This is a genomic window from Nonomuraea sp. NPDC050153 (assembly GCF_044460125.1).
Taxonomy (GTDB): domain Bacteria; phylum Actinomycetota; class Actinomycetes; order Streptosporangiales; family Streptosporangiaceae; genus Nonomuraea.
Genome location: NZ_JBITJQ010000003.1, coordinates 451,112 through 461,884, shown reverse-complemented (window position 1 = coordinate 461,884; position 10,773 = coordinate 451,112). Strand labels below are relative to the sequence as shown.

8 protein-coding genes and 1 tRNA gene are annotated in these 10,773 nt (G+C 68.9%); 4 read left to right on the top strand and 5 right to left on the bottom strand.

Annotated features, from left to right (window positions below):
- Nucleotides 1-165: 165 nt before the first annotated feature.
- From ACIBQ1_RS10650 to ACIBQ1_RS10640, 3 genes are all read right to left on the bottom strand, one after another.
- Nucleotides 166-1,143, bottom strand: a complete 978-nt coding sequence (locus tag ACIBQ1_RS10650) for a ribose-phosphate diphosphokinase (protein ID WP_355369351.1) — start codon at nucleotides 1,141-1,143, stop codon at nucleotides 166-168.
- Nucleotides 1,140-2,591 carry a bifunctional UDP-N-acetylglucosamine diphosphorylase/glucosamine-1-phosphate N-acetyltransferase GlmU gene (gene glmU / locus ACIBQ1_RS10645; protein ID WP_397276307.1) on the bottom strand — a complete coding sequence of 484 codons (1,452 nt, stop codon included), beginning with the start codon at nucleotides 2,589-2,591 and terminating at the stop codon, nucleotides 1,140-1,142. The genes ACIBQ1_RS10650 and glmU overlap by 4 nt, the downstream gene beginning before the upstream one ends.
- A gap of 126 nt (nucleotides 2,592-2,717) precedes the next feature.
- Nucleotides 2,718-2,789, bottom strand: a tRNA-Gln gene (locus ACIBQ1_RS10640).
- A gap of 299 nt (nucleotides 2,790-3,088) precedes the next feature.
- Between ACIBQ1_RS10640 and ACIBQ1_RS10635 the strand changes: the two genes are divergently transcribed.
- The 4 genes from ACIBQ1_RS10635 (at nucleotide 3,089) to ACIBQ1_RS10620 (ending at nucleotide 8,060) form a co-directional block, all read left to right on the top strand.
- Entirely contained in the window at nucleotides 3,089-4,027 is a 939-nt protein-coding gene (locus ACIBQ1_RS10635; protein ID WP_397276305.1) for an acyl-CoA desaturase, read from the top strand.
- Nucleotides 4,028-4,070: 43 nt separating this feature from the next.
- Nucleotides 4,071-4,976 carry a TetR family transcriptional regulator gene (locus ACIBQ1_RS10630; RefSeq protein WP_397276750.1) on the top strand — a complete coding sequence of 302 codons (906 nt, stop codon included), beginning with the start codon at nucleotides 4,071-4,073 and terminating at the stop codon, nucleotides 4,974-4,976.
- Nucleotides 4,977-5,176: 200 nt separating this feature from the next.
- On the top strand, nucleotides 5,177-7,237 hold the full coding sequence (locus tag ACIBQ1_RS10625; RefSeq protein WP_397276303.1) for an RNA degradosome polyphosphate kinase: 2,061 nt from the start codon (nucleotides 5,177-5,179) through the stop codon (nucleotides 7,235-7,237).
- Nucleotides 7,230-8,060 (top strand): NUDIX domain-containing protein, encoded by an 831-nt coding sequence (locus ACIBQ1_RS10620; RefSeq protein ID WP_397276302.1) that lies wholly within the window; start codon nucleotides 7,230-7,232, stop codon nucleotides 8,058-8,060. Before ACIBQ1_RS10625 ends, ACIBQ1_RS10620 begins: the two co-directional genes overlap by 8 nt.
- A 13-nt stretch (nucleotides 8,061-8,073) precedes the next feature.
- Here the strand turns inward: ACIBQ1_RS10620 and ACIBQ1_RS10615 are convergent, their stop codons facing one another.
- The gene (locus tag ACIBQ1_RS10615; RefSeq protein ID WP_397276300.1) at nucleotides 8,074-9,249 is read right to left on the bottom strand and encodes a cytochrome P450; all 1,176 of its coding nucleotides are present in this window, start codon (nucleotides 9,247-9,249) and stop codon (nucleotides 8,074-8,076) included.
- Nucleotides 9,246-10,724 (bottom strand): CHAD domain-containing protein, encoded by a 1,479-nt coding sequence (locus ACIBQ1_RS10610; RefSeq protein ID WP_397276298.1) that lies wholly within the window; start codon nucleotides 10,722-10,724, stop codon nucleotides 9,246-9,248. Before ACIBQ1_RS10610 ends, ACIBQ1_RS10615 begins: the two co-directional genes overlap by 4 nt.
- Nucleotides 10,725-10,773 lie beyond the last annotated feature (49 nt).

The window sequence follows — 10,773 nt, the reverse complement described above, 5'->3', positions numbered from 1 at the left end:
CGGCTGTCCTCGCTTCGCTGCGGAGCCGTCAGCGCCAACTGCCGGGCCCCGCCCGGAAGCTGTGACGGCTGTCCTCGCTTCGCTGCGGAGCCGTCAGCGCCAACTGCCGGGCCCCGCCCGGAAGCTGTGACGGCTGTCCTCGCTTCGCTGCGGAGCCGTCACAGGTCACGTGTCGCCCTCGAACAAGCTCGTGACCGAGCCGTCCTGGAACACCTCGGTGATCGCGCGGGCGATGAGCGGCGCGATCGACAGGACCGTCAGCTTGTCGAACCTGTTGGCCTCCGCCAGCGGCAGCGTGTTGGTGACGATGACCTCGGAGATCCGGGAGTTCTTCAGCCGGTCGACGGCCGGCTCGGAGAAGACCGCGTGGGTGGCGGCGGTGATCACGTTGGTGGCGCCCTGCTCGTAGAGGGCGTCGGCGGCCTTGCAGATGGTGCCCGCGGTGTCGATCATGTCGTCGATCAGCACGCAGGTGCGGCCGCGGACCCGTCCGACGACCTCGCTGACCTTCACCTGGTTGGCCACGTCGAGGTCGCGGCGCTTGTGGATGAACGCCAGCGGCGTGCCGAGCGTGTCGGCCCAGCGCTCCGACAGCCGGACGCGGCCGGTGTCGGGCGAGACGATGGTGGTGGTCTCCAGGTCGAGCTTGTTCTTGAGGTAGCTCTCCAGCACCGGCATCGCGAACAGGTGGTCCACGGGACCGTCGAAGAAGCCCTGGATCTGCGAGGTGTGCAGGTCGATCGACATGAGCCGGTCGGCGCCCGCGGTCTTGAACATGTCGGCCATCAGCCGGGCCGTGATCGGCTCGCGGCCGCGGCCCTTCTTGTCCTGGCGGGCGTAGCCGTAGAACGGCATGACCACGGTGATGCGCTTGGCGGAGGCCCGCTTCAGCGCGTCGACCATGATCAGCTGTTCCATGATCCACTGGTTGATGGGCGCGCCGTGGCTCTGGATGACGAAGGCGTCGCAGCCGCGTACGGACTCCAGATAGCGGGCGTAGATCTCGCCGTTGGCGAAGTCGATCAGCTTGGTGGGGGTGAGGGAGACGCCGACGTGCTCCGCCACCTCCTCGGCCAGCTCAGGATAGGCCCGGCCGGAGAAGAGCATGAGATTCTTCTCTCCTGGCTGCTTGATGCTGGTCATGTGCCACTCTCCTGCTGCTCTTGCTCGGCCAGCGCCCGCTCGGCGGCCGCGGCCGACTTCGTGCCCGCGCGCCTGCGCAAGACCCATTTCTCGATGTTGCGCTGTCGCGCACGCGCCACGCCGATGGCGCCGGGGGGCACGTCGTCGACGATCACCGAGCCCGCCGCCGTGTAGGCGCCGTCATTCACCGTGACCGGAGCGACGAGCATGGTGTCGCAGCCGACGAACACGCCGTCGCGAATCGTGGTGCGGTGCTTGCTGACTCCGTCGTAGTTGACGAAGACGGTGGAGGCGCCGATGTTGACGTCGTCGCCGATCGTGGCGTCCCCCGCGTAGGACAGGTGCGGCACCTTGGAGCGCTCGCCGACCTTGGTGTTCTTCATCTCGACGAATGTGCCGGCCTTGGACTTGCGGCCGAGCACCGTGCCGGGGCGGAGGTAGGCGTAGGGGCCGACGTTGACCTCGGGGCCGATGTCGGCGCTGTCGCAGACGGCGTTGCGGACGACGGCCCCCTCGCCGACGCGGGTGTCGGTCAGCGTGGTGGCGGGGCCGACCTCGGCACCGGTCTCGATCACCGTGTCGCCGTGGAGCTGGGTGCCGGGGTGGATGACCGTGTCGGGCGCGATCCGCACGCCGACGTCGATCCAGGTGCTGCCGGGGTCGATGATCGTCACGCCGGCGCGCATGTGGTCTTCGAGCAGGCGCAGGTTGAGCACCTTGCGGGCGGCGGCGAGCTGGACGCGGTCGTTGACGCCCTCGACCTCGACGAAGTCGTCCGCGACGCAGGCGCCGACCCGGTGGCCGTCGCCGCGCAGGATGGCCAGGACGTCGGTGAGGTACTCCTCGCCCTGGGCGTTGTCGGTGGACACGCGCTTGACGGCGTCGGCGAGCAGCGAGCCGTCGAAGGCGTAGATCCCGGAGTTCATCTCCTTGATGGCGCGCTGCTCCGGGCTGGCGTCCTTCTCCTCGACGATCTCCAGCACGGCGCCGCTCTCGTCGCGGATGATCCGCCCGTAGCCGGTCGGATCGGGCACGTTGGCCGTCAGCACGGTGACCGCGTTGCCCTCGGCCTCGTGCCGTTCGAGCAGCTCGGCGAGGGTTCGCGGGCGCATGAGCGGCACGTCCCCGTACGTGACCAGCACCGTGCCGGAGATCACGCCGACCTCTTCGAGCACAATGCGGACCGCGTGACCGGTGCCACGCTGCTCACGCTGGACGACGGCGCGCGCGTCGGGGCTGGTGGCGGCCAGGTGGCCGCCGACCCGCTCAAGCGCGTGGCCGATGACGACGATCAGCTGCTCGGGACCGAGGTCTCTGGCGGCTGCGAGCATGTGGTCGACCAGTGCACGGCCACATAGCTCGTGCAGGACCTTGGGGGTCTGGCTCTTCATCCGGGTGCCCTCGCCGGCGGCGAGGACGATGACGGCTGCCGGGCGCGGCACACTCACGGACTGAGGCTCCCTGTGGCTGGACGGATCAGGGCATTTGGTACGTCTACCGCACCGCTACCCTCCCGACACCGTGAGGATACCTGGCCGCACCTCGAACCTTGTCGCCGGGGGAACAGGTCACAGCTCCCGGAAGAGGACTCGAACCCCTACAAAGTGGACCAAAACCACTTGTCCTGCCGATTAGACGATCCGGGATAGATCGGACGCGTGGCATCCGACACATCCCTACGATACCGAGCCCGCGCCCCGGCGCGCGCCCGTAATTACGCCCCCCACCCGACTCGGGCGCGAAGTGCCAGGTAGCGGCAGGTGCACGACGCGCCGACCCATAACAGACCGCCCTAAACGGCGCAAGGCGCGAACCCCACCCACCTTGTTCTGCAGAGCGTCACGTTCCCCCCATTAACGACTTAGGGCTTCCTTACTTACGCTAGCGTAGGTTACGGTTGCGTAGCCCGGACATACATCCTCATACATGCCGTTGGAGGTCGTCCATGACCGTTGTCACCGCGCGTTCAGCCCCGACGCCGAAGCCTGACTTCGAGCCTGAGCCCAGAAGCAAGGCCGAACTGGTCACCTTCGTCCTCGTCGTCGGGCTGCCGCTGATCGCGATCGCGACCGCGGTGCCGTTCGCATGGGGATGGGGGCTCGGCTGGACGGACATCGCCATCTCCTTCGTCTTCTACGTGGTCTCCGGGCTCGGCGTGACCGTGGGCCTGCACCGCTACTTCACCCACGGCTCGTTCAAGGCCAAGCGACCGCTGAAGATCGCGATGGGCATCGCGGGCAGCCTGTCGCTGGAGATGTCCGTGCTCGACTGGGTGGCCACGCACCGCAAGCACCACAAGTTCTCCGACAAGGAGGGCGACCCGCACTCGCCGTGGCGTTTCGGCCCCGGCTTCAAGTCCCTGTCCAAGGGCCTGCTGTACGCCCACATGGGCTGGCTGTTCGAGAGCGAGCGCACCAACAGGGAGAAGTACGCCCCTGACCTGTGCAAGGACCCCGACATCATCAAGCTGCACAAGTGGTTCGGCCCGATCGCCCTCGCCTCGATCCTGCTCCCCGGCGTGATCGGCGGGCTCGTCACCTGGTCCTGGCAGGGCGCGGTGACCGCGCTGTTCTGGGGCTCGCTCGTCCGCATCGGCCTGCTGCACCACGTGACCTGGTCGATCAACTCCATCTGCCATGTCTTCGGCGAGGAGGAGTTCCAGGTGCGTGACAAGTCGCGCAACGTCTGGTGGCTGGCCATCCCGTCCTTCGGCGAGTCCTGGCACAACCTGCACCACTCCGACCCGACCTGCGCCCGGCACGGCGCGCTCAAGGGCCAGATCGACCTGAGCGCCGGGCTCATCCGGATCTTCGAGAAGCTGGGCTGGGTGCACGACGTCCGCTGGCCGAGCCCGGAGCGCCTGGCGGCGAAGCGCATTGCCTGATGTAGATCAGCCGGTGAGCGGCCGCGCACCCGTGGCCGTCATTATGGAGACCGTGACCGAACCCCGATCTCGCAGGCGCATGTCCGGTAGCGAGCGTAGAGAGCAGCTGATCCAGATCAGCCGCACCCTCTTCGCGGAGAAGGGGTTCGACGGGACCTCTATCGAGGAGATCGCAGCTACCGCACAGGTGTCGAAGCCCGTGGTATATGAGCATTTCGGCGGTAAGGAAGGCGTCTACGCGGTCGTCGTGGACCGCGAGATGCGCAAGCTCCTCGCCATGATCACCGAGGCGCTGGCCGCGTCCCATTCCCTGATCAAACTGGAGCGGGCCGCGCTGGCGCTGCTCCAGTACATCGAGGAGAGCAGCGAGGGCTTCCGCATCCTGGTGCGCGACTCCCACGCCGCCTCCGGCACCGGCACGTTCGCGAGCCTGATCAGCGAGATCGCCAGCCAGGTCGAGGACGTCCTGGCCGACGAGTTCGTGGCCCGCGGCTACGACCCCAAGCTCGCGCCGATGTACGCCCAGATGCTGGTCGGCATGGTCGCGCTGACCGGGCAGTGGTGGCTCGACGTACGCAAGCCGGGCCGCGAGGAGGTCGCCGCCCACCTCGTCAACCTCGCCTGGAACGGCCTGACCGGCCTCAACCCCAACCCGGTGATCACCGCCACGAGCCGCGAGCAGCAGTCCGTCCCCGCCAAGCCGCGCACGAGCGAGAAGGAGCTGCGCGAGCTGGAGAAGGCACGGGAGAAGGAGTTCAAGGAGGCGGAGAAGGCGCGGGTCCGGGAGCTCAAGGAGGCCGAGAAGGCGCGGGTACGGGACCTCAAGGAGCGGGAGCGGCTGCTGAAGGAGGCGGAGAAGGCGCGGGAGCGCGAGGACAAGATCCGCCAGCGCGAGGCCCGCCTCGCCGAACGCGCCGCCCGCCTCGAACAGACCGACCACCAGGACTGACCCCGGCCACCGTCGGCGGGACGGTTCGGAGCGGCGGGCCGCGGGCGGGCACCCGCACCCCTCAGCCACGAGCCCGCAGGTGGGCTTGAACAGGGGGGATGTCTTGAGTGACGATTGGGTTGAGCGTGGTTGACTTTCCGGGATAAGCCGTTGCGACCACGTTAACGTTCTGTTCAACCAAACGGGGCAATATAGGCCATATGTCCGCGGAACCGTTCCAGCCCACCAACGACCTGCCCCTGCCACAGGAGCGGTTTCTCAATCGCGAAGAGAGCTGGCTCCAGTTCAACGAGCGCGTGCTCGACATGGCCGAAGATCCATCGACGCCCCTCCTGGAGCGGGTGCGCTTCCTGGCGATCTTCGCGAGCAACCTCGACGAGTTCTTCCGCGTACGGGTCGCGGGTCTGAAACGCCGCATGGCCACGGGCCTCCTGCTGCGCACCAAGAGCGGGCTGAAGCCCCGCGAGGAGCTGGCCAGGATCGCCACGATCGCCGACGACCTGGCCAGGCGGCACGCCGCGGCCTTCCACAACCACATCTCCCCGCAGCTCGCGGCCGAGGGCATCGAGATCGTCAGATGGGACGAGCTGGGCCGCGAGGAGCGTACGGAGCTGCGCAAGCTGTTCAGGGAGCGGATCAGGCCCGTCCTGACGCCGCTGGCCGTGGACCCCGCGCACCCCTTCCCCTACATCTCCGGGCTCAGCCTGAACCTCGCGGTCCTGGTGCGGAACCCGGCGACCGATCACACGGTCTTCGCCAGGGTCAAGGTCCCGTCGCAGCTGCCGCGATTCGTGCCGGCCTCGAAGGACCGGTTCGTCCCCCTTGAGGATGTCATCGCGGCCCACCTGGGGCAGCTGTTCAAGGGCATGGAGATCCTCCAGCACCACGCCTTCCGCGTCACCAGGAACGAGGACCTCGACGTCGACGAGGACGTCACCGAGAACCTCATGCAGGCTCTGGAGAAGGAGCTGCTCAGGCGTCGGTTCGGCCCGCCCGTGCGCCTTGAGGTCGAGGACACGATCACCCCCGAGGTGCTGGCGCCGCTGGTCGAGGAGCTGGAGCTGGCGCCGCACGAGATCTACCGGCTGCCTGGGCCGCTCGACCTGTCGGGCCTGCACGCCATCGCCGACCTGGACCGGGGCGAGCTGAGCTACCGGCCGTTCGTGCCCGCCGAGGTGATCAACGCCGAGGACGACCTCTTCTCGATCCTGCGCGAGCGCGACGTGCTGCTGCACCACCCGTACGACTCGTTCGCCACCAGCGTGCAGCGCTTCATCGAGGTGGCCGCGGCCGACCCGCGGGTCCTGGCGATCAAGCAGACCCTCTACCGCACCAGCGGCGAGTCCCCCATCGTGGACGCGCTGATCGACGCGGCCGAGGCCGGCAAGCAGGTCGTCGTGGTCGTGGAGATCAAGGCCCGCTTCGACGAGCACGCGAACATCTCCTGGGCACGCAAGCTGGAGCGGGCCGGCTGCCACGTCGTCTACGGCGTGGTCGGGCTGAAGACCCACTGCAAGCTGGCGCTCGTGGTCCGCCAGGAGCCCTCGGGCGAGCTGCGCCGCTACTGCCACATCGGCACCGGCAACTACAACCCCAAGACCGCCCGGCAGTACGAGGACTTCGGCCTGCTCACGGCCGACCCGCTGGTCGGCGAGGACGTGACGGACCTGTTCATCCACCTGACCGGCTACTCCAATCACTCCGCCTACCGGCGGCTGCTGGTCGCGCCCCACTCGATGCGCAGCGGGCTGCTGGCCAGGATCGAGCGGGAGATCGCCCACCAGGAGGCGGGGCGCCCGGCGCGGATCAGGATCAAGACGAACTCCCTGGTGGACGAGCCGATCATCGACGCGCTCTACCGGGCGTCCAGGGCGGGCGTCCCGGTGGACCTGTGGGTGCGGGGCATCTGCAGCCTCCGCCCCGGCATCCCAGATTTGTCCGAAAATATCCGCGTAAGGTCGGTCTTGGGGCGCTTCCTTGAGCACTCCCGGGTGTACGAGTTCGGCCTGGGCCGCCGTCCCGAGATCTGGATCGGGAGCGCCGACCTCATGCGCAGGAACCTCGAGCGCCGCGTCGAGGCCCTGGTCAAGGTGACGTCACCGCAGCACAAGGCCTACCTCATCGAGCTGATGGACCTGGTCATGGCCGAGACCACGAACGCGTGGGTGCTGAACTCCGACGGCAAGTGGGCCCGCCACCCGGGCGAGGACCCGCAGAGCCATCTCATCAGCACGCGCCGCTGGAGGACCGTTGATGACTGACCTGCTCCGCGCCGCCGGAGCCGTGGTCTGGAGGGGCGAGGAGAGCCGCCCCGAGGTTGCCGTCATCCACCGGCCGACCTACGACGACTGGACCTTCCCCAAGGGCAAGCTCAAGTCCGGCGAGCACGTGATCGCCGGCGCGCTGCGCGAGGTCTGGGAGGAGACCGGGCTGACCGTGCTGCTCGGCCGCGCGCTGCCGCCCGTCCACTACCTCAGCGCCGGGCGGCTCAAGCGGGTCGACTACTGGACGGCGCGGACAGCCGCCGACGACGGGTTCGCCCCCGGCGAAGAGGTGGACGAGCTGCGCTGGCTGCCGTTAGAGGAGGCCAGACGGCTGCTGACGTACGAATGGGACGTGGGGCTGCTGCGCGCGCTGAGAGCCGCGCCGCTGGAGACCGTGCCCCTCGTCCTCGTACGGCACGGCTCGGCCGGCTCCAGGCACGACTGGCAGGACGACGACGCCCTGCGCCCGCTCGACGCCGACGGCCGGTCCCAGGCTGCGCACCTGGCCACCGTGCTGCCCGCCTACCGGCCCGAGTTGCTGATCAGCTCCCCCAACGCCCGATGTGTCCAGACCCTGGAGCCGTACGGGGCCGAGGTGAAGCTCGACTGCCTGCTCAGCGAGGAGGGGCAGGACCCGCAGAAGACGCCCGCCCTGGTCGGGGAGATCACCGTGCCCGCGGCCGTGTGCAGCCACCGCAAGGTGCTCCCCGACCTGATCAAGACGCTGAGCGGGAAGGACGTGCACCTGCGCAAGGGCGCGTTCGCCGTGCTGCAGAGGGCGGGCGGGCAGGTCGTCAGCGTCGAGCGCTACGCGGCCTGACCACCCGCGCCGCTCACCAGGTGACCGGCAGCTCCGCGAAGCCGTCGGCGATCCGGCCCTCGCTGCGTGGCAGCTCCTCGACCGGCACGACCGTCCGCAGGGTGGGGAAGCGCTGGAACAGCCGGCTGAACACGGCCACCAGCTCGACCCTGGCCAGGCTGGCGCCGACGCAGAAGCGCGGGCCGTACCCGAAGCTCAGATGCGGGTCGGTCTGCGGACGCCGGATGTCGAACACCTCCGGATCCGGATAGATCCGCTCATCCCGGTTGGCCACGCCCGGGGTGAGCACCACGGCCTCGCCCCGGCGGATCGTGTGGCCGCCGATCTCGATGTCCTCGTGGGCGTACCTGGGCAGGCCGTGCAGGCTCGGCACGGCCATGCGCAGGATCTCCTCGACCGCGCCCGGCGCCAGCCCCGGGTCGGCGATGAGCAGGTCGCGCTGAGCGGGGTTGGCGAGCAGGAGCAGCACGCCGAAGTCGATGCGGTTGACCGTGGTCTCGTGGCCGGCGAACAGCAGCGTGCCGGCGAGCTCGGCGATCCTCCCGTCGTCGTCCAGCTCGTTCGCCAGGTCGGACAGCACGTCCTCGGCCGGCTCGTGCCGCTTGCGCTCGATGAGACCGGCCATGTACGCGCCCAGCTCCTCACGCGCGGCCTGGCCCTTCTCCAGGTCCAGCGCGTCGCCCATGCGCAGCGACACGCCCCCGAAGTACTCCCTGTCCTCGTACGGGACGCCGAGGAGCCGGCAGATGACCAGCACGGGCAGCGGGAAGGAGAGCTCGGCGTGCAGGTCGACGGGCGGCGCCAGCTTGGCCAGGTGGTCGAGCCGCTCGTCCACGAGCGAGCCGACGTGGTCGCCGAGCGCCTTCATCCTGCGGGCCGAGAAGGACGGCATGAACAGCTTGCGCATGCGGTCGTGCTCGGCCTTCTCCGTGGCGATGTCGCCCTGGGGGCCGCCGAGCAGGGCCGAGCCCGACAGTCGGGCGGCCTTGTCCGGCTCGGGATGCGAGCGCCCGAGCCGGGGGTCGTTGAACAGGCTGCGCGCGTCCTCGTAGCCGCTGACCAGCCAGACCTCGTCACCCATCGGGGTGCGTACCTTCGCGATGCCCTCTTCGTCCCGCAGCTCGCGGTACGCCGCGGGCACCTCCAGCAGGCTGCCGCGCTCGAAGGGGATGGTGGGAAGGTTCCTCATAGAACCTTCATAACCGCCCTGACCGTCTCTGCCCAGACTCTGGGGAACTCCGCGTACGCCTGGTCGGCCGCGCTGCGTTCGAGACCGATGAGCACGCCGTACGTGAACGTGTCCTCACCTGCCTGGCGGGCGCTCTCGGCCTCCTTCGCCAGCGTCTCCTGCGCGACCACGCCGTCCTGGTGCGTTCCCAGGACCTCCTGGACGTTCTCGGAGAGTTTGGCGAGCTTGGCCATGTTCGCGCCGAGGGTGGGTTGGAGCGCTTCGGCGGTGTAACGAGCGCGTTTGGCGGCCTTGCGCACGTCGTGCATGGCTATTTCACGACGTTCCGGGTCCTCTATGGCCTGAGCGGTGTCGTAGGCCTTCGTCACCCTGTTCCAGCCGGCCGCCGCGATGTCGGTGAGCTTCTCCTGAGCCGGCTTGACCGCCGCCTTCTCCAGCTTCGGGGCGGAGACGAGCTGGTCGAGCGCGTTGAGGAGGAGGTAGTAGCGGTCGCCGCTGAGTGTCTCCTTGATGCGGCCGTACGCCTCCTGCTCGCGTTCGAGCAGGTCCGTGCCGAGCCGGGCCTGGATGGGGCCGTGGATCAGCTCGGGCTCCAGCCTGGCCAGCTCCTTGGCGAACCTGGCCCTGATCACCTCCAGGTCGCGGGCCTCGCCGAGCACGTTGCCGAGCCAGCGCAGCTCGTCCTGGACGTGGGCGGTGTCGGCGACGACGCTCTTGAACGCTTTGAGCGCGCTGCGCATCCTGCGGGCGGCCACGCGCATCTGGTGCACGGCGTCGTCCTCGGCCCTGCGTACGCGCGGATCCTGCGCGAGGAGTGCGTTCACCTGGCCGGCCAGGTAGGCGACGACGATCTCGCCCGCGGTGCCGGGCTCGGTGGGGGCCTTGGGGGGCGGGGCGGGTTCGAGCAGTCTGGCGAGCTTGCTGGCGCTCGTGGCGGGCGTCGCGCCGGCCTTCCTGAGGCGCTTGCCGACCTTGGCGAGGACGGCCTGGCGATCGGGGGCGTACAGCTCGGCCTCGACCTCGCGCCACCGTACGACCTTGGGCTCCTCCCCGAGCACGGTGCCCTTGACGCGGTCGTCGGCGACCTCGACGAGCTTGACGTCGCCATCGACCAGGACGGTGATGGTCCTGCGGGTGTCCAGTTCGGCGACCGGCTGGAGCTCGGCACCGCGGGTGTAGGCGCGGACGAGTTCGGCCAGTTCCTCGGGCACGATCTTGGTGCTACGGGTGAGGGGATGGGTGATCTCCTGGCGCACACCCTTGGCCTTGGGCAGTTTCAGGTGCCAGCCGGGATCGTCGCCGCCTCGTCGCCGCCGGAGCGTGACGCCTCGGGCGGCCAACCGCAGGTCGGCGGTGTCGTAGTAGAGAGCCACCAGCTGATAGCTCCTCGGGCCGACGACATCGGCCAGGCGGCTCAGGTCCGGAATCGCGTATTCGGGAGGAACGTCGAACTTGTCCTCGATCTCGATGCCCACTACACCTCGCAAGAGTCCGATTTCGGAACATCATGCCACTTTGAGGTGA